Source organism: Ruminiclostridium papyrosolvens C7, assembly GCF_000421965.1.
GTDB lineage: Bacteria > Bacillota > Clostridia > Acetivibrionales > DSM-1351 > Ruminiclostridium > Ruminiclostridium papyrosolvens_A.
Genome location: NZ_ATAY01000031.1, coordinates 178,998 through 199,484, shown reverse-complemented (window position 1 = coordinate 199,484; position 20,487 = coordinate 178,998). Strand labels below are relative to the sequence as shown.

17 protein-coding genes are annotated in these 20,487 nt (G+C 36.6%); 15 read left to right on the top strand and 2 right to left on the bottom strand.

What is annotated here, in order from left to right:
• Both L323_RS31205 and L323_RS31200 read left to right on the top strand, forming a co-directional pair.
• Positions 1 to 1,878 carry an HlyD family efflux transporter periplasmic adaptor subunit gene (locus tag L323_RS31205; protein WP_020815590.1) on the top strand — a complete coding sequence of 626 codons (1,878 nt, stop codon included), beginning with the start codon at positions 1 to 3 and terminating at the stop codon, positions 1,876 to 1,878.
• A 36-nt stretch (positions 1,879 to 1,914) separates the two neighbouring features.
• On the top strand, positions 1,915 to 3,135 hold the full coding sequence (locus L323_RS31200) for a hypothetical protein (RefSeq protein WP_020815589.1): 1,221 nt from the start codon (positions 1,915 to 1,917) through the stop codon (positions 3,133 to 3,135).
• Positions 3,136 to 3,150: 15 nt separating this feature from the next.
• Here L323_RS31200 and L323_RS31195 read toward each other — a convergent pair whose 3' ends face one another.
• Positions 3,151 to 3,798 (bottom strand): pentapeptide repeat-containing protein, encoded by a 648-nt coding sequence (locus L323_RS31195; RefSeq protein ID WP_020815588.1) that lies wholly within the window; start codon positions 3,796 to 3,798, stop codon positions 3,151 to 3,153.
• Positions 3,799 to 4,068: 270 nt separating this feature from the next.
• Here L323_RS31195 and tpiA point away from each other — a divergent pair, with 270 nt between their 5' ends.
• The 4 genes from tpiA to L323_RS31175 all read left to right on the top strand — a co-directional run bounded on the left by tpiA (position 4,069) and on the right by L323_RS31175 (position 9,026).
• Positions 4,069 to 6,009, top strand: a complete 1,941-nt coding sequence (tpiA, locus tag L323_RS31190; RefSeq protein WP_020815587.1) for a triose-phosphate isomerase — start codon at positions 4,069 to 4,071, stop codon at positions 6,007 to 6,009.
• Positions 6,010 to 6,120: 111 nt separating this feature from the next.
• On the top strand, positions 6,121 to 7,656 hold the full coding sequence (gpmI, locus tag L323_RS31185; RefSeq protein ID WP_020815586.1) for a 2,3-bisphosphoglycerate-independent phosphoglycerate mutase: 1,536 nt from the start codon (positions 6,121 to 6,123) through the stop codon (positions 7,654 to 7,656).
• Positions 7,657 to 7,801: 145 nt separating this feature from the next.
• The gene (locus tag L323_RS31180) at positions 7,802 to 8,878 is read left to right on the top strand and encodes a hypothetical protein (protein ID WP_020815585.1); all 1,077 of its coding nucleotides are present in this window, start codon (positions 7,802 to 7,804) and stop codon (positions 8,876 to 8,878) included.
• On the top strand, positions 8,841 to 9,026 hold the full coding sequence (locus L323_RS31175) for a hypothetical protein (protein ID WP_020815584.1): 186 nt from the start codon (positions 8,841 to 8,843) through the stop codon (positions 9,024 to 9,026). The genes L323_RS31180 and L323_RS31175 overlap by 38 nt, the downstream gene beginning before the upstream one ends.
• A gap of 47 nt (positions 9,027 to 9,073) precedes the next feature.
• On the opposite strand, the gene L323_RS31170 is transcribed toward L323_RS31175, so the two are convergent.
• The gene (locus L323_RS31170; RefSeq protein WP_020815583.1) at positions 9,074 to 9,433 is read right to left on the bottom strand and encodes a helix-turn-helix domain-containing protein; all 360 of its coding nucleotides are present in this window, start codon (positions 9,431 to 9,433) and stop codon (positions 9,074 to 9,076) included.
• 211 nt (positions 9,434 to 9,644) lie between these two features.
• Between L323_RS31170 and L323_RS31165 the strand changes: the two genes are divergently transcribed.
• From L323_RS31165 to rnr, 9 genes are all read left to right on the top strand, one after another.
• Positions 9,645 to 10,559 carry a helix-turn-helix transcriptional regulator gene (locus tag L323_RS31165; RefSeq protein WP_020815582.1) on the top strand — a complete coding sequence of 305 codons (915 nt, stop codon included), beginning with the start codon at positions 9,645 to 9,647 and terminating at the stop codon, positions 10,557 to 10,559.
• A gap of 279 nt (positions 10,560 to 10,838) precedes the next feature.
• Positions 10,839 to 12,134 (top strand): phosphopyruvate hydratase, encoded by a 1,296-nt coding sequence (gene eno / locus L323_RS31160; protein WP_020815581.1) that lies wholly within the window; start codon positions 10,839 to 10,841, stop codon positions 12,132 to 12,134.
• 296 nt (positions 12,135 to 12,430) lie between these two features.
• Complete coding sequence (secG, locus tag L323_RS31155) at positions 12,431 to 12,682, top strand: preprotein translocase subunit SecG (RefSeq protein WP_014314216.1); 252 nt, start codon at positions 12,431 to 12,433, stop codon at positions 12,680 to 12,682.
• Between the two features lie 197 nt (positions 12,683 to 12,879).
• The gene (locus tag L323_RS31150) at positions 12,880 to 13,428 is read left to right on the top strand and encodes an HDIG domain-containing metalloprotein (RefSeq protein WP_020815580.1); all 549 of its coding nucleotides are present in this window, start codon (positions 12,880 to 12,882) and stop codon (positions 13,426 to 13,428) included.
• Between the two features lie 121 nt (positions 13,429 to 13,549).
• Complete coding sequence (locus L323_RS31145) at positions 13,550 to 14,449, top strand: polysaccharide deacetylase family protein (RefSeq protein WP_242835269.1); 900 nt, start codon at positions 13,550 to 13,552, stop codon at positions 14,447 to 14,449.
• A gap of 16 nt (positions 14,450 to 14,465) precedes the next feature.
• A complete protein-coding gene (locus L323_RS31140) occupies positions 14,466 to 15,161 on the top strand; it encodes a response regulator transcription factor (protein ID WP_020815578.1) in 696 nt (231 codons plus the stop codon).
• Entirely contained in the window at positions 15,146 to 16,561 is a 1,416-nt protein-coding gene (locus L323_RS31135; RefSeq protein WP_020815577.1) for a sensor histidine kinase, read from the top strand. The genes L323_RS31140 and L323_RS31135 overlap by 16 nt, the downstream gene beginning before the upstream one ends.
• A gap of 4 nt (positions 16,562 to 16,565) precedes the next feature.
• Positions 16,566 to 18,038, top strand: coding sequence for a hypothetical protein (locus tag L323_RS31130; RefSeq protein WP_020815576.1), 1,473 nt, complete (start codon positions 16,566 to 16,568; stop codon positions 18,036 to 18,038).
• Positions 18,039 to 18,126: 88 nt separating this feature from the next.
• Positions 18,127 to 20,487 (top strand): ribonuclease R, encoded by a 2,361-nt coding sequence (gene rnr, locus L323_RS31125; RefSeq protein ID WP_020815575.1) that lies wholly within the window; start codon positions 18,127 to 18,129, stop codon positions 20,485 to 20,487.

The window sequence follows — 20,487 nt, the reverse complement described above, 5'->3', positions numbered from 1 at the left end:
ATGAAGGAAGTATTAGTTGACATAAATGAACTTACAGACAGCCGTGAAATGTACCATTCAAAGCCTCATCCCTTCGTGTGGATATTTACATATATTTTGATTGGGTTGGTTGTAACGGCTGTAATATGGGCTGCTTTTGGCAAAAAGGAAATAGTTGTAAAGGCCCCGGGACAGGTAAGACCAGAATCAGGAATAAGTACTGTCAGGAACATTGTGGGGGGAGAACTGAAAAGTACTTGTTTAAAACAAGGCATGAAAGTAAAGGCCGGTGATATTCTATACATAATTAAACACGACAATTTGCTAATGGAAAGAGAGTCCGCAGAAGAAAAGTTTAAAGAATTGGAAAAGGAACTGGAAAACCTAAAAAAATATAGAAATTGCATTACTACCAAAGAAAACAATTTTGATTCAATAAATGAGCCTGTATATTATGAAAAAGTAAGAAAACTTCTGATGGACATAAGGTTTTCGCAAACAGACACGGCATATAAAACTACAAGGCTTAGTGAAGAAAAGATTCTGAACAGCGCACAACTCACTAAAAACCTTAAAGAGATAGAATACTTAAAAAAGTATATTAAATCCTTGGATAACAATAAAAATTATTTTAATTCGGGAAATGAGCTGGAAAAACAATACAAACAAAAATATGACAAGTACCTTATAGCAAAGACAGAAATACAAAGAAAATATGACCAACAGGCCAATGAAATAAAGAGTAACAGCCTAGATGCCATGAAACAATCATTGGAAGAGGAAAAATCTCAGTTAAAGGCATATGAGACATTGAAAAAGAGTGTCAGCGAAGCAAAAAATAATTTTCCGTCCGGGGACAGATATTCGTATCTTTACACAGATTATGAAAATAAATTGAACTTGCTGAAAAATACATACGATGAGAAAAAAAGAATATACGAGGCATACCTTTCACTAAGCGGAATAGCCATTACAAAATCCGAGCTGGAGGATGCACGTGTTCAGATGCAGAATTCCCAAGGAGAATACACTTCATACAAGAGCAAGTTTTTATATGAATTGGAAAAAAACATAAATAATACTGAAATAAGTATAAAGGAAAAGGAAAGCAAGATTTCCGGCACACAGGGCAAACAAGGACTTCTTGATTTGAATGAGAAGGACAGGAAAAACAGCTTGAAAGCATTGTATTTACAGGAGAGGAATGATGCAGCTCAGGCAATAGACAGTTTAACCGATACAATCGAAACGCTAAGACAAAAAAATGTACTTTCCGATGCAGAACTCAAGACCATAACAGATGCCGATGGTAATAATAATGACTCTCTTAATTACTCATTGGTTGAAAGAACAAAGGTCCAGGAAGTGGTTGCTGCTGACGAGAAGATTAGAACTATAACCGATAGCATTACAGGTGTTAAAGAAAATATAAAAAAACTGCAACTTAGTATTAACAATGCCATTGTAAAAGCCAGTGTAAATGGAGAAGTTAACATAATAACAGAAATGTACCCGGGAGACTTGGTGGCAGCAGGAGCGGAAATATTAACAATAATACCTGACACCAATACAGCTTTTAAAATGCAGATAACTGTCAGCAACAAGGACATCGGTGAAATACATACAGGGGATACGGTTAAATACAGCTTTGCAGCCCTACCTTACAGGGAATACGGACAGGCAGCAGGAAAAATAACAAGTATATCAAAGGATGCAGTGAACAATGCAGAAGGACAAAGCTACTATACTGTTGAAGCAACAGTTCCGGTAACAAAAATGATTGGCAGTTCCGGAAAACAGGGAGAAATAAAGACAGGAATGATATGCGAAGCAAATGTAATAACAAAGCAAAAGAGCTTTTTACGTTATCTCCTTGAAAAAATAAATCTGCTTGATTAATATTTATGCCCAAAAATTGTTTTAGGAGAGAATAAAATGTTTAAAAAAAAACTTTGTACGGTATTATTAACATTATTCCTGATGACAGCAGCTATAGGCACTACCGATGCTGCTTCTGTCGTGTCCCTCGGGAGCTGGAATTTGGGAGATAGCTTTGACCTTGTATACGGTACTGAAAATTCAACAAAGTACACATATGACGAAATGCAGAATTTGTATTTAAATAATTACTATAACGTTCAATGCACAGAAATGGATATAGAGAACAGCAATCTACTTTACCAGCAATATTCTCTGGAGTTTGATAAAATCAATAATAATATTATAAACATAAAAAAACTCATTGACCAAAATAAGGACGTTGTAGAAAATCAACAGCAGCTGGCTGATTTAATAATACAAAAGGCAGTGCTTTACGTAAATAAGGAAACCAGTATTTTTACATATAATAACTCATCCGTGTATCGGAACATTCAACGTACTTCACAATTATCAGAATTCAGAGACAATTTATTCAAGACGAAACTTATATACGAAAAGAGTTTAGTTCAGAAAAACATGGCTGAATACGCCAGACTTCAGGCTAATTCAAAGGAGATAAACAAATCAAAAGATATGGCCTTCCAGTCGGATATTGACTTATATAACGCTGATTATGACTATTACATCAGCCAGCAGGAGTTACATACACAGCAAGTCAACACAAATATGGAGAATTTATTGAGCAGCTGCGGTATGGACACGGCAAGGGCGGTAACAATCAGTGTTCCTGTAGCACCAATCAGAGCTATTCCCATTAAAAAATTTATTGACGCAGAGAAAAGCTTTTACTTAAATGATTACAAAAGTATGCAGATGGGGGAAAGAATAAGAATATTGGATGGAAAAGTAAGTATATTAAAGGAATATTATAAGGATTCATCCAATGAGATAAAGCTTGCTGTTAACGAAAAAAAGCAGGCAGAACTTGAAGCAAGGAGATGGCTTGTTCAAAGAAAAGCTTTACTCCAGAATTATTATTCTGACTATAAAAGCAAATACTATGAAGTAGATATAAAAGAAAAAAAAGCAAATGCACTTTACCAAAAGTATATAATCCTGCTCAATAAATATAACTACAAGCTTGCAACCGAACTGTCTTTAAAGGAAGCGGAAGTAAATTACAAAATAGCAACACAAGAAGCTTGGGACAGCCTTTGCGGTTACGTAGAAGCACTCGGTAAAATAGAAAAGGCAATAAGTGGCAATATAGAATAGTCTAAAAAACTACGATTATTCTTTAATGATTATACCTAGCAGCTTTGACAAGGATAGGGCTTGAAATTCATTGACTACGGCTCCCTTGAGTTCAGGCCCTCTGATAAGCAGACCCTCCATTTTACAGGAGGTAAAATCAATCCCTTTTAGCATAGTTCCTGTAAATTCTACTGATACCAGAGTACATTGTTCAAATTCCACATCCTTTAGATTTGCTTCCCATATGTAGCTGTTAGAGAGGTTGGACTTTTCAATGTGACTCCGGGCGATATCTGCACTTGTTAAATTAGAATACTGCATATTGCAGGAGATGACGGATATATCACTAAGCCTTGCCTTAGAAAGTATGATACCAGTCAGATTACAGTTGATAAATTCGGTATTTCTGAATACGGCATCGCTGAAATCCATGTTTGAAATATCACAATCCCTGAATATAACATTGTCGAACACAAAGTTCTGAACATCGCATTTCTTAAAGCGACATTTTTCAATGATACATTTGTTAAATTCCACAGAAATGGAAGAAATATCACTAAAACAGTCATTTTTAAAGTAATAATTTTCAATATCATAACCTGAAGAGGTTAAATTAGCCACTATTTCATTTATACTTTCTGATTGAATTAATTTTTCAGGTATCTTAGGCTTTTGTAACTTCATATTAGCTCCTTAAAATTAACTATAGCTTTGGCAAAACTTTTTATTGCCCATACTATCTTTCAAAGTATAGCAGTTAGTGGGCTTTTATTCAACTTCAAAGAAGAACGCAAATATGTTAATTTGCTAACAAAGTATTGAAATAGCCAGTAAAAAGAGGTAAAATTACTTTGGTTATTTGAATGGAAATTTGGATATTATACATATTGCAATCATTTCCTAAATTTTGACTCATCTTTAAATAAATAAAAATATATACAGGAGCGTGAAGTTATGAGCATGATGAACAAAAAAACAATTGAAGACATTGATGTTGCCGGCAAAAAGGTAATAGTAAGAGTTGATTTTAACGTGCCACTGGACGCAGACAGAAAGATCACTGATGACAAGAGAATAGTTGGAGCACTTCCTACAATCAAGTATCTCGTTGACAAGGGAGCTAAGACTATACTTGTATCCCATTTAGGAAGACCAAAGGAAGGTTTTGAAGATAAATTCAGCATGAAGCCGACAGCTGTTAGACTTGGCGAACTTCTTGGAAAAGAAGTAATAATGGCTAAAGATGTTGTAGGCGAAGATGCAAAGGCAAAGGCTGCTGCATTAAAAGACGGCGAAGTTCTTATGCTTGAGAACGTAAGATTCCACAAGGAAGAAACAAAGAACGATGCTAACTTTGCAAAAGAACTTGCAAGTATGGCTGAAATATTTGTAAACGATGCATTCGGAACTGCTCACAGAGCACACGCTTCTACTGCAGGATTGGCTGACTATCTCCCTGCTGTATGCGGATTCCTTATAAAGAAGGAAATCGAATTCATGGGTAAGGCATTGGCTAACCCTGCAAGACCATTCGTAGCAATCCTCGGTGGAGCAAAGGTTTCAGACAAAATCGCAGTTATTGAAAACCTCATTGACAAGGTTGATACTTTGATAATCGGTGGTGGTATGGCTTATACCTTCTTAAAGGCAAAAGGATATCACATCGGAAATTCAATCTGTGAAAACGATAAGGTTGAGCTTGCTAAGACTCTTATGGAAAAAGCAGAAGCTAAGGGAGTTAACCTGATGCTTCCAATAGGTAGTATGGTAGCTCAGGAATTCAAGAACGATACTGAAATAAAATACGTTCCATCAGATGCAATGCCAGACGGATGGATGGGTATGGATATAGGATCACTTACAATAGAAAAATTCGCAAAAGAAATAAAGAAAGCAAAGACAGTTATCTGGAACGGACCTATGGGCGTATTTGAATTCCCTAACTTCGCAACAGGTACAAAGGAAATAGCAAAGGCAGTTGCAGAATCAGGAGCACTTTCAATAGTTGGAGGCGGAGATTCAGCTGCTGCAGTTGAACAACTTGGTTTCGCTGATAAGATTACACATATTTCAACAGGTGGAGGAGCTTCTCTTGAATTCCTCGAAGGTAAAGAGCTTCCGGGTATAGCAGTACTTATGGATAAGAATCCAAGAAAAGTAATTGCTGCGGGTAACTGGAAAATGAATAAGACTGCTTCTGAGGCTGTTTCATTTGTAAATGCATTAAAGCCTGCTGTTGCTGATGCAAAAAATGAAGTGGTAGTTGGTGTTCCATTTGTTTGCCTGCCTGGAGTTGTTGAAGCTGCTAAGGGTTCAAACATAAAGGTTGCAGCACAGAATATGCACTGGGAAGAAAACGGAGCATTTACCGGAGAAGTTTCCGGCCCAATGCTTGCAGACCTTGGTGTTGATTATGTAATAATCGGTCACTCCGAAAGAAGAGAATATTTCGGTGAAACCAACGAAATGATAAACAAAAAGGCTCATGCAATATTCAAATATGGTATGACTCCAATCATCTGCTGCGGTGAAACACTCACTCAGAGAGAACAGGGAGTTACAGCTGACCATATCAGATATCAGATAAAGGTAGCGTTACTTGGCTTGACTGCTGAACAGGTTAGCAAGCTCGTTATTGCATACGAACCAATCTGGGCAATCGGAACAGGTAAGACTGCTACAAATGAACAGGCAAATGAAGTTTGCGCAATTATCAGAGAATTGGTTGCAGAACTTTATGGTTCAGAAGTAGCTGAACAAGTTAGAATTCAGTACGGCGGAAGCGTAAATGCAAAGAACGCTTCTGACTTGTTTGGAATGTCTGATATAGACGGCGGACTTGTTGGTGGAGCAAGCTTAAAGGTTGAGGATTTCTCAATAATAGCAAAAGCATAAATCTTCTCTGTCTGCAAATAATTTAGATTTAAGCATAAAATGAATTATCTGACCCTCCGGTTAGTACTGGAGGGTCTAACTATAGTAACATTAAAAGAGGGAGATAACCATATGGAAAAAAAATTAGTAACATTAATGATCCTTGATGGCTTCGGAAACAACCCGAAACAAGAAGGAAATGCCATACAGGCTGCAAACAAGCCAAATTTGGACAGCTATCTTACTAAATATACAAATACCATTGTTCATACAAGCGGTCTGGATGTAGGACTACCTGAGGGTCAGATGGGAAACTCTGAGGTTGGACATACCAATATCGGTGCCGGAAGAATTGTTTATCAGGAATTAACCAGAATAACTAAGTCAATAAAAGCTGGAGATTTCTTTGAAAAAGAGGAATTTCTAAAGGCAGTTGAGAATTGTAAAAAGAATAATTCCAGACTTCACCTGTTCGGACTTTTATCTGACGGCGGAGTACACAGCCACAACACACATTTGTATGGTTTAGTTGAGATGGCAAAAAGGAATGGACTAAAAGATGTGTTTATTCACTGCTTCTATGACGGAAGGGATGTTCCGCCGGACAGCTCAAAGGTATATACTGAAGAACTTGAAGCAAAGCTTAAAGAAATCGGAGTGGGTAAAATTGCATCTGTAATGGGCAGATACTATTCCATGGACAGAGACAACCGCTGGGAAAGAGTACAGCTTGCATATGATGTAATGGTATCCGGAAAAGGATTAACTGCAAATTCAGCTGTTGAAGCTGTAGAGGCATCATTTGCAAGAAAAGAATTTGATGAATTCGTAAAACCGACGGCTATAATGGAGAACGGTAAGCCCGTTGCTACAATAGATGCAAATGACTCTGTAATATTCTTCAATTTCAGACCTGACAGAGCAAGAGAAATAACAAGAACCTTTGTTGACCCTGAATTCAAAGGATTTGATAGAGTAAAAGGCTTCTTCCCTCTATTCTTTGTTTGTATGACACAGTATGACAAGACAATGCCAAACGTTGTGGTTGCGTTTAAGCCTCAGACTCTGGATAATACCTTCGGAGAATACGTAAGCAGACTTGGCTACAGACAGCTGAGAATTGCTGAAACTGAGAAGTATGCACATGTTACCTTCTTCTTCAACGGCGGTGTTGAAACACAGTACGAAGGAGAAGACAGAGCACTTATACCTTCACCGAAAGTAGCTACTTACGACTTGAAACCTGAAATGAGTGCATATGAAGTTGCTGAGGAAGCAGTCAAGAGAATTGATTCAAAACAATACGATGTAATAATTCTTAATTTTGCTAACTGTGACATGGTTGGACACACAGGTGTATTTGACGCAGCAAAGGCTGCTGTTGAAGCAGTTGATGAATGTGTAGGAAAGGTAGTTGATGCTGTTACTGCACAGGGCGGTGTGGTATTGATAACCGCAGACCACGGAAATGCAGAGCAGATGATTGATTATGAAAATGGAGGAGCATTCACTGCACATACAACAAACGTAGTACCACTTATTGGTATCGGTTTGGGAAATGCAACTCTTAAAGAAGGAAGACTTGCTGATCTGGCACCTACAATGCTTGACATAATGGGTGTTGATAAGCCTGCTGAAATGACAGGAACTTCACTGCTTCAAAAATAAAAAATATAATCGTTCAAAGTGCTGTTATAACTATATTTCATGAAAATCCACCGGGGTTAATAAAAAAACGGTGGATTTTTTATTGCCCTTTAAAGGATAATTTTACCATATATAGAATATATTATGTAAAAGGGAGGTGCAATTAATGAAAAAACCTTCGAAAGTGATTTTGCAGCTTAAGAAGTTTTCTAACAATTACAAAAAGCTGGGTTCTGTGCTTTATTACTTTTATAGACTGCTCAAGTCCTCGTATTTCAGAACCTTTGTAAACTTTCTTTTTACTTTTGTATTTGCTTTTCAAATGCAACTTACTGATTTTAAGACATATAATATCTATGAAAAGGAATTTTACCGAGATAAGCTGCATATACTGGTAACATTCGTGTTTATTATCATGTACAATTGGATAACAATAACCATTGATAATTATCAGAAATACAAGGATCGCAGAATAAAATGCCTGAAAGAAGTAATAAACCGGGAAGCCGTTATCAATCAGACAATTAGCAGAAAACTCAACGACATAACCAGAAGTGTCTGTGTTAAAGCAGTTATAATACCTTCAAAAGCTGACTTTAGTACTCTCAGTTATCAGGACATTGCCTCTCTGGTATGCCACAACATTTATGATGCTATTAAAATTTCAACGGAAAACGACACTCATCAGGTTTCTCTGATGCACAGGTTTAAGGAGAAAAAAACAGGCCGGGAATACATTAAAATGATAAGTTATGGTAATTCAAATCAGATTTCGCCAAGTATATTTGATAAACACTTTTATCTTGACAGTGATTTGAGTTATTACCATGTAAAAATATTTAATGAAAAGCAGAATGATTTACATATATTGAAAAACGTAGGTGAGATAAAAAAAGAATTTGTATACGGTAAAAAGTGTACCGAAAAGAATATTGAACAATATATTGCTATCCCCGTATTTTGTGAAAATGAGGGAATAGTTTCACTTTTACAGATTGAAATATCTGAAAAACAGCTGTTGGGAAGAACTACTGAAGAAATCAGGGAGTTTGTAAAGCCCTTTATGGCTTATGTACATATCCTTATGGTTAATTACTATAGAGATGAACTGTTTAATGTATTAATTAAAAAATTTGATATACTAAAGAAAAGTAAAGAAAGAAGAAAGAGTTATTTGGAAGGGATGAGTAAGTATGAGCAACACTATGGGGAAAATAATTCATATATTGCCCCAAGGGACTAATGATAATGCAGACAACAATGGATTTTTACATGAAGATACTGATTTTATCCAGGACCATGGTACTTTTGAAGACAGAAGGCAACAGCTTATAAGCGAGTATGAAAGGGAACTGAGGATATTTAAAAGTAATTCAATGCTAATGACATAGTAAAAAATATTATTTATGTTTACTCCCAAGTGACATTCCGGGAGTATTTATTTTTTTTTAGGAGAATTGTTATTGGTTTTGTATTTGGTTTTAATTAAGTCAATATATTCCTCAACCTTTTTCAGAGCTTCATCAGGAAGCCCCTTAACATCCAGATTATAAGGGATTTTTGATTCTGCTACAAAATCATCGGAAAAATGTCTGATTTCGGTACGGCCAACAAGATAATCCACAGACACATTAAAGTAATCAGCAATGGTTTTTAATACATTTTCATCTCTTGGAAATCTGTCATTAGCTTCATAGTAACCAATAACTCTGGCAGAAACGTTTATTAATTCGCCCAATTCCTTTTGGGTAATATCTCGTTCTTCCCTTAGTTCTCTTAATCTATCACCAAATCTCATAATATGCCTCCAAATATAAATATAACAGGCCAAAAAAATCATTTGATAAAATAGAATAAATTATTCTAAAAAATGTTGAAATCGAACAAAATATGCGATACAATACTAGTGTAAGGAAAAACCTCAAATTTATACTTGAGATTTATTCTTTGCAAAGAAGGTCAAGAAATCCGTTGTACCTGATGATATCCTTTTATTTGAGGTGATTAAAATGGATACATGGAGTAAGATAAAAACCGTTGAGAAAATGCAAAACTACATTGAGAAGCACATCTTAGAACCTATCTCGCTTCACATGCTAGCTAACGAAGCGGGATACTCCCCTTGGTATGCTGCGAGGATATTTAAAGAGCTTACCGGTAAAGCTCCCTTTGAGTATATCAGGTTATTGAGATTGAATATGGCCGCTGAGAAACTCAGAGATAACAATATCAAAGTTATTGATGCTGCTTTTGACTTTGTTTTTGATTCTCATGAGGGTTTCACCAGAGCCTTTTCAAAGCAGTTTGGCATAACTCCGAAACAGTATTCGAAAACAAAACCGGAAATAAGATTCTTTATTCCGAAAGAAATCCGTGGATATTACCTTAGAATTCAAAAAGGAGAGGATAATATGGCTGAGAATCCTAACTCATGTACTGAAACCGTATTTGTGCAAGTAGTTGAAAGACCTGCGAGAAAGCTCATATTAAAGAGAGGACGAAATGCTAAACATTACTTTGAATATTGCGAAGAAGTTGGTTGCGGTATATGGGATATATTATCAGGTATAAAGGAAGCAATTTACGAGCCCACAGGAATGTGGCTGCCGGAAAAAATGATTAAGCCCGGTACGTCACAATATGTTCAGGGGGTTGAAGTACCCCTGGACTATTCCGGAGACATTCCGGAGGGATTTGAAACAATAGACTTAAATCCTTGCAAGATGATGATTTTTCAGGGACAGCCTTTCGAAGATGAAAAGTTTGAGGAATCTATATTATATCTCTGGAAGGTAATAAAAAACTATAACCCTGAAATATATGGATTTCAGTGGGCGGACGATGAAGCTCCAAGGTTTCAGCTTGCTCCAATGGGATATAGAGGGTATATTGAGGCAAGGCCTGTTAAAGAGTTAAATCAATAAAAGTAAAGCTTAGTCAAGCGGAAGCAGTGTTCTTGACAGGCACTGCTTCCGCTTATTTAGTTTTTTAGGTGTTTGAAAATCGTTCCCGGTGGTAGGTATATATTAAATAAAAAATTTAATAAGGATACCAATTAATGTTAAGTTATATTTTGTATTTTATCTAAACATCTACATATAATAAGAAACGATAGGTAAATAATGTTTAGGGAAATATTTTACAATAAAGTAGGCCAAATGGTATCCTAATTAAGAATAACTACCTTGAAGGGAGAATTAAGTATGAAACAATATATACCAATTGAAAGCGTTTTCGCTAGAGAGATTCTTGATTCCAGAGGAAATCCGACTGTTGAGGTCGAGGTTATTGCCGAGGGTGGTTTTGTCGGACGTGCTTCTGTACCTTCCGGAGCATCAACCGGTGCTTTCGAGGCTATTGAGCTGAGAGATGAAAACAGCGACAGGTATATGGGAAAAGGCGTGGAAACAGCAGTAGACAATGTAAATAATACTATAGCACCTGAAGTAGAAGGAATGAATATATTTGACCAGGTTGCCATAGATAAACTTATGATTGATCTTGATGGTACACCTAACAAGGAAAGATTGGGTGCCAATGCAATACTGGGTGTATCCCTTGCTGTTGCAAAAGCTGCTGCGGAGGCTTTGGGATTAGGATTGTATCAATATATCGGAGGAGTAAATGCAAAGACACTTCCGGTGCCTATGATGAATATAATAAACGGAGGAAAGCACGCTGATAACAGCGTAAATATACAGGAATTTATGATAATGCCTGTTGGTGCAGAGAGCTTCAAGGAAGCCCTTAGAATGTGCGCCGAGGTATTCCACAATCTCAAAAAAGTCTTGCATAGCAAAGGCCTTAGTACTGCTGTAGGTGATGAAGGTGGCTTTGCACCAAATCTTGAAACAGATGAACAGGCAATTCAGGTAATATTAGAGGCAGTTGAAAAAGCCGGCTACAAACCCGGGGATGATTTCAGAATAGCTATTGATGCCGCCGCAACCGAAATGTATCAAGAAGATGGGTCATATTTCTTCTGGAAAACAAACATAAGAAAGAGCAAAGATGAGATGGTAGATTACTGGGCTGACCTGGTTAATAAATATCCAATAATTTCTCTTGAAGACGGTGTATCAGAAGAGGACTGGGAAGGTTGGAAATTGTTGACCGAGAGATTGGGCAGCAAGATTCAGCTGGTAGGGGATGACCTTTTTGTAACCAATACAAAGAGACTTGAAAAAGGTATTAAGCAGGGTGTTGCAAACTCTATCCTCATAAAAGTAAACCAGATAGGTACACTTACAGAAACACTTGATGCAATACAAATGGCCAACCGTGCAGGTTATACTGCAGTTACATCTCACAGATCAGGCGAAACAGAGGATGCAACTATAGCTGACATAGCAGTAGCAACAAATTCAGGTCAAATAAAAACCGGGGCACCTTCCAGAACAGACAGAGTTGCTAAGTATAACCAATTATTAAGAATAGAAGAAGAACTGGGAGAAGTTGCAGAATTTCCGGGTATAAAAGCATGGTTTAACCTAAAATAACATTAATAAAAGCCAGATACAAAACATATCCTTCCTAGTTTACGGGGTACGGCTTGGCGTTAAAAACACTTTCTTAATGCCTTTTAAACTGAACCATTATTGAACCATTAAAGGTTGAGAGAAATGCTAAGTGAAAATCATATATCATAGAAAAATATGGGCGCTAAGCTTGTACCCCACAAATTTTTTTGGAAAGAGTTATTTTATAAAATAAATTAGAAAAACAAGTCTCCGGACTTGTTTTTTCCATTTAAGTATGATAAAATTTGACTTGTCTATTTTAGGAGGTGTTTAAGTTGGAAGCTGCAAAATGGATTGTTAATATACTTCACATTGTCTTTGCTGTTTCAATTATTATTATTGTATTGCTACAGTCGGGAAAACAGGCTGGTTTGTCAGGCTCAATAGCAGGAGGAGCGGAGACATTCTTCGGCAAGAACAAGGGTCGTACTATTGATGCATTGCTTGGAAAGTATACTGCTTTTGCTGCGATTGCATTTCTCGTTACATCTATTGCTCTTTACTTGTTGATAGATAGAGTTGGTTAATTTGTACTTATAAAATTAAGCCTAAGTGTATATCGTACACTTGGGCTTTTTGCATGTTAGGCATATTTTCGCATATAATATGGGTATAATATACTGGTTGATATTCCAGATAATACTATGCTAATATTAAAAAAGAGTTGTAGGATGCATTTTTATTACATTCTATAGCTATATTTACGGCTTCTGGAGGGTTGATTATGAATAGAGATGAGGCTTTTGAAGAACTCAAAGTCCGTTTGTACGATAAGGATCTTCTTAGACATTCTTTAGTGGTGGAAGCAGTAATGAAAGAGTTTGCGAGATATTATGATGCCGACATTGAGACGTGGGGATTGACCGGGCTGCTGCATGATATTGATATTGAAAAAACAACCGGCGATCCGGAAAAACATAGTATTGTAGCCGCTCAGATACTCGAGAATTTTGATATAGACGAATCGATTATATACTGCATCCGTTCTCAAAGTGATTACCATAAAATACCACGAAAAAGAAAAATGGATAAAGTATTATATGCTGCAGATCACCTTACTCAGTTAATAACTTACTGTTCCGATAAACTGCCTGATAAAAACCTTTCAGATGTTACAGCCCAAATGGTAATTGAAAATATTACAAAATCAGATGTTGAAGGAATAAACTTTGAACATATAAAGCATTATAAAGAACTGAATATTACTCTATTAGAATTTGTAGAAATAACCTTAAATGCAATGCAAAGGGCTTTTGACAATTTAAAGATATAAAGGTTACTTATTTGTAACTTTTTTTTTGTAGTTTTGTAACTACTCAAAAAAGAAATAAATATAAAATAAAGGTAGTTGAAATAATTATAATATAATAAAAAGGGGTATGGGTGAAAATAAATTGAAAAAATTTTTTGGGGTAACAATTGCCATTTTAGTATTGATAGTTTTGGTTGCAACGATATTTGTCAAAGAAGCTAAAATATTAAATAACAACAATGATAGCAGTATTGAAACAAAAATAGAAAATCAAAAAGAAGCTGATGATAATAAAAAAGAACCCTCTCAGGAGTCTAAAGAGAACCCAACAGTTCCCTCTGATACCAAAAAGCCGGATGATAAAAAACCTGTAGAGCCGGAAAAGGTAAAGCCGGAAAAGGAAAAGCCGAAACAGCCGGCCCCTGTTAAAGTTAAACCTATGGTTGCACTCACTTTCGATGACGGGCCTCATCCACAGTACACAGTACAGATACTCAATTCTCTGAAGAAATATAACGGACATGCAACCTTTTTTGTTGTAGGTAACAGAGCAGAGAAGTATCCGGCTGTTATAAAGCAAATTTCAAAAAATGGAAATCAGATTGGCAATCATAGCTATAGCCATAAAGAGTTAACAAAGCTAAATGAAGCCGGTATAAAGAAGGAACTGACAAAAACATCTGATATATTACAGAACATTATTCAAAAAAAACCGTCTATAATAAGACCGACTTATGGCAGTGTAAATAACAGGGTAAAATCATCCGCAGGCGCTCCGCTAATTCTTTGGTCCATAGATACTTTAGACTGGAAGACAAAGAGTAAGACAACTACAGTAAATAAAGTAGTTGGTAAGGTAAAAGACGGAGACATTGTGCTGATGCACGACTTGTATAAACCAACTGCCCAGGCAGCCGAAGCAATAATACAAAACTTAACTGCAAAGGGCTATAAATTGGTCACCATTGATGAGCTTTTTGCTGCCAGAGGGGTAAAGCTTCAGAGTGGACAGGTATATCATAACGCTTACAAGAAAAAGTAGGAAGGAATTCTTTTATATGGAAAATAAAGTTCTTATAATAGAAGATGAAGAAAGTATAAGGGGTTTCTTGAAAATAAACTTCAAAAAGCACAATTTTATTGTTATCGAAGCAGCAACAGGGGAAGAGGGACTATTGAAAGCAAGACAGGAAAATCCGGATGTTGTACTACTGGATGTTATGCTACCCGGAATAAGTGGATTTCAGGTTTGTGAAACACTTAGAAAAGAGTTGCCGGGCTTGGGAATTATAATGCTGACAGCCAGAGGACAGGATATAGATAAGATAAAGGGTTTGGAGTACGGTGCTGATGACTATGTTGTAAAACCTTTCAATACTACAGAGCTTATTCTGAGGGCAAAATCCCTTTTAAGACGTTTGGGAGGGAAAAGTGCAGCAGATAGTAAAGAGGATACATTGAAAAGTGGTGTATTCAAGCTGGAGCTTTATTCTCAAAGAGTATTTAAGGAAGATAAAGAGATTCTGCTTACACCAAAAGAATTTTTCTTATTAAAAATCTTTCTGGAAAATAAAAATAAAGCATTTACCAGAGATGAGCTTTTGGACAAGATATGGGGCTATGACTATATGGGAGATACCAAAATAGTTGATGTCAATATAAGGAGACTAAGAAGCAAGATTGAAGATAAGGATTCCCACGGTATGTTTATCGAAACAGTGTGGGGTATTGGGTACAGATGGCGGAAGGAATGACTTCTATGACATTTAAAAACAGTATTCAGGCCAGATTGGTAAGGAATTTCATACTGATTATACTTATAAGCGTTCTTGCTTTTGAAGCACTGCTTGTTTATTTTACGCGTTTTTATTTCTACAATAATGTCGAGAGTATTTTGACAAATCAAATCAAGACAGCTTCTGACTTTTATACCCGATATTTTTCTGATGTCCCTTTGGATGTTAACATTATGGACAATGCCGATTTATTCTGGAAACAAACTACAGGACAGGTTCAGATTGTTGGAAACAACGGGGAAGTATTGCTGGATTCCCAAGGACTTGAGTCGGGAGAATATGTGTCCGGCAATGACTTCAAGCAGGCTCAGCTGGGCAAAAAAGGTGTCTGGATAGGGAGACTAAACAATGGCAGTGAGCAAATTATGATTGTGTCTTATCCTTTGAAATCAGATACTGAGCAGGTTGGAGTAGTGAGGTTTATTACATCGTTGAAAGATGTTGATAAAATAATATTTAATATTTCAATGATATTTATAATAATAGGAATAGTTGTTATTCTCGTTGCAGGTACTATTAGTATAGCACTTGCACACAGTATCATACATCCGTTGAAAAATGTAACGGGAGCAGCCGAATTAATGGCAGAGGGAAATCTCGATGTTAGAATAAACAAAAGCAGAAATGATGAGATAGGTAAGCTTTCGGACACTCTGAACTACATGGCATCAGAAATACAAAAAAGAGAAAGAATCAAAAATGACTTTATATCTACTGTTTCACATGAACTTAGAACACCGCTGACATCAATAAAAGGCTGGGCAAATACCATAATTGATGATGATTACAGTGACAGGGAAATTCTTAGTGACGGATTGAATATCATTGTAAAGGAAAGCGATCGTCTAACAGACATGGTTGAGGAACTTTTGGACTTTTCCCGTTTCGTCTCGGGGAATGTTGAGCTAAAAAAAGAAAAGACAGACGTCAGTTCAATTATTGACTATATAGAGAAACAAATGAGTAATAGAGCTAAAAAAGAAAAAATTAGCTTTAATGTTAAATGTGAAAAGATTCCCATTGTTGAATTGGATAGAAACAGAATAACTCAGCTTTTGATTAATCTGTTGGGAAACGCCTTCAATTTTACTCCTCAGAACGGAAAGGTAGCTTTAATTTCATTTATGGAGAATGAGAATATTGTTTTTAGAGTTGAGGATACGGGCTGCGGCATAAGCCCGGAAGAATTACCTCTGGTGACGGAAAAATTCTACAAGGGAAATAGCAGCAACTCTCATACCGGACTGGGGCTTTCAATTTGCGATGAGATAGTAAAGCTGCATAATGGAAGTCTAAATATTGAAAGCGAACTTGATAAAGGAACAATTGTAACAGTAAGGATTCCATTTGGAGGCTGATATTTTGGCAAAGAAAATCAGAGTACTTTTAACCATATTATTATTAATTTCTGCATCCTTATTTTCAGGCTGCAGCAGCGTTAATTTCAGTATTGAGGATACCATAAAGCCCCCGGAAGGCAAGAATATTGCAGTAAAAGGTACATGGAAAATACAGAATTATATTTTGACTGACAATAGTGCATTAATACCTGGAAAACAGGAGAAGTATGAACAGTTTATCGGGAAGGAAGCCGTTTTTGATAATGAGGTCAGTGCTATTTATAAAGATGTCTGTATTAACCCTCAATACAAAAGTATAAGAACATCCGCAGGTACTTTTATACAAAATAAATACCGTATTAGTGAAGACGTACTTGGAATTACTACCGAAAATGTGAATATAGTCACAATAACTACAGATAACCAGCTTTTTCATGAGCTTATAGTTACAGATGCAAATACGGCATATGTATACATGGAAGGTGGTTTTTTAGCATTGAAAAGAATTTCTGTGGACATAGATGAAAAAATCAGAGCAGAAAGTCTTGGAAGTGTAGGTTTGGATATAGACAGTGGGGATTATAAGGAAGACCCCTTGCTCAGGTCGGGAGTTCTTCTGGGAATAAGATCTGCCGATAACAATTACCGTACACTATGGCTTTATTTTAAAAACCGTGAAGCCAAAGCAAAATTATATACAAGCCAACTTGTAGTTCCTAGGGCAAAGGGGTTCTGGGAAATTGGTTCCATAGCCACTGACAATTCGGTAAATATTTATGCGGAGCCTTTTGCAGAACTGTCCAAAAAACACCAACCAAAGATTATGAGCAAAATAAATACCATAAATAAAAAGCCTGATTCAAAAATACTTTTTGTTGGGAACGACTATATAGGTATTGAAAGTGACATGCGACTTGGGGTTTTACCCATAGACAATCTGGCAACGAAAAAGCCGGTGCTTCTGTCAGATATAATTGAAGGTGGCTCTGCCAATACTTTAAAGCAATCGGCAGAAGTGTTTATTTCCTCTTTGGATAGCATAAGGGCAAACAAACTGAACCATCAGACGGAGGAAGACAATTTTACTTTGCAGAGAAGAAACGGACATTGGATAATGAAAAGCCGCCTTTATTATAAGGACACAGCTGGAGACAGGAAGTTTGAAGATTTTGATTTGAAGCAGATGGTTCCTTCAAAGCTAATACACTATGATGAAATGAATATTCCATGGAATGAAATTAAATCCAGATCACCGTGGACAAGGGATGCATATATGTCACCTAATAAGGATATCGTTATATTGGCATCGGAAGATAATATAATTGTTTATACTGTTCAAAACAAGAATACCATAAGCAAGCAGTTGCTTAAAATACCTCTTATAAAAGGAGAGTCCATTATCATGACCGAATGGGCCACCGGAAAGTATGCCGATATGTGGGGTGAGTTTGCGGATACGGCTTTTGACAATAGCTATGACAATGGTGAATTTTAATTGAAATACTTGGAATAATATATTAGTATAAGGAATAAGTGGAGAAGCACGTGAATTTTTTAAAAAATGATGGAAAGGTAATTAATACATGGCAGATTTGGAAGAACGAAAAGAACGAATAGTCGCATTTATGAGGGATAAAGCGTATAAACCTCTTTTATTTAAGGAACTTATAATGGTACTTGATGTACCGGAAGAAGATATTGAACTTTTTACACAGGTAATTGATGAACTTGAAGAAGAGGGCAGAATTTTTAAGACCCATGGAAAAAGGTATGGCGTACCATCAAGGCTAAATCTGGTTACAGGAAGGATTCAGGGGCATGAAAGAGGATATGGATTCCTCATTCCTGATGATGAGCTTGTGGAGGATGTATTTATCCCCGCAGATAGCCTTAACGGAGCCATGCATAATGACAGAGTTGTGGCACGGGTAAATAAGAAAAGTTCTACAGACAGGAGAATGGAAGGCGAGATAATCCGTATATTGAAAAGGGCTAATACCACTTTGGTTGGAACCTTTGAAAACAGTATGAGCTTCGGTTTTGTAGTTCCTGATAATAAGAGGATTTCAGGAGACATTTTTGTTTCAAAGAGTGAATTTCATGGTGCAAAGAAAGGTCAGAAGGTTGTTGTTGAGATACTAAAATACCCGGAAGCCAGAAGAAATGCTGAGGGAAGAGTAATTGAAATAATCGGTGACAGGAACGAAACGGGTGTCGATATACTGTCCATAATAAAATCATATAATCTGGAAGAGGATTTTCCTGAGGATGTTCTCAATCAGGCAAATTCCATAGGTGAAACAGTAACGGAGGAAATGATACAAGGAAGGCGTGATTTAAGGGGACTCCGTATGGTTACCATAGACGGAGAAGATGCAAAAGACCTTGATGATGCGGTTTCAATTGAAATACTGGAAAACGGGAATTACAGGCTTGGTGTTCATATTGCAGATGTAACAAACTATGTTACGGAAAATTCTCCTCTTGATATGGAAGCACTTGACAGAGGGACAAGCGTATATCTTGTTGACAGGGTTATACCAATGCTCCCAAGAAAATTATCCAACGGTATTTGCAGTCTTAACCCACACGTTGACAGGCTGAGTTTTACCGTAATGATGGACATAGATAAAAACGGAAGAGTATATAACCATGAAATATTTGAGAGTGTAATCAATATAGATGAGAGAATGACATATACCAACGTATATAAAATACTGGTGGAAAATGACCAAGACCTTATAAAACGATACAATCATGTTACGCCTGACTTTTACAAAATGCAGGAACTTGCACTGATTTTGAGGAAGAAAAGATTCCAGAGAGGTGCTATTGATTTCGACTTTGATGAAGCAAAGGTAGTGCTGGATGAAAAGGGTAAGCCTATCGATGTTAAAAGATATGAAATAACCATTGCAAACCAGATAATTGAAGAATTCATGCTGGCCTGCAATGAAACTGTTGCAGAGCATTTTTTCTGGACCAATACACCGTTTGTATATAGAATACACGAAGACCCTGATGAAGAAAAAATACACAATCTGAATGAATTTCTTTACAATCTGGGATACAGTATTAAGGGCATAAACAAAGTTCACCCTAGAGCCTTACAGGACCTTTTGGAAAAGGTTAAAGGAACCAGACACGAGAGAATAATCAGTACAGTTATGCTAAGATCACTACAAAAAGCCAGGTATAGCAATGAAAGTACAGGACACTTTGGTTTGGCTGCAAAATACTACTGTCACTTCACTTCGCCCATAAGAAGATATCCTGATCTGATAATTCACAGAATTATGAAGCTTTATCTCAAAGGCGGAATGAGTGAAGAAAAAATCAGTCAATTGGAGGGAATACTGCCTGAAATAGCAAAACAATGTTCTGAGCGTGAAAGAGGAGCAGATGAGGCTGAAAGAGAAAGTGAAGACCTCAAAAAGGTAGAATATATGAAAGCCCATGAGGGAGAAATATTTGAAGGTATTATTGCAAATGTAACTTCCTTTGGTATGTTCATAGAACTTGATAACACCATAGAAGGTCTGGTCAGAATGAGCAGCATGGAAGATGATTATTATAACTATGATGAAGTTCATTACTGCCTTGTAGGTGAACGAACACGCAAAATTTACAGAATAGGCGATACAGTCAAGGTTATTCTTGCAAAAGCCGATATATCTACAAGGAAAATTGAGTTTATATTGGTTGAATCTGATGAGGATTTTGACAGCATAGACGAGGAAACAGAAGATGCAATAATATTTACAAAGCACAAAAATGAACCTTCATCAGTTAAGAGAAACAGTCAGAGTACAAAAACGGATAAAGCTGAGGATAAGGGCAGAAGGAATACTTCTGCAGGCAATAAGCCCGCCAAAAAAGGAAAAATCATAGATAAAAAAGTGTATGAGAAAATAATGGGAAAAAGGAAAAGGAAAAAAAGGTAG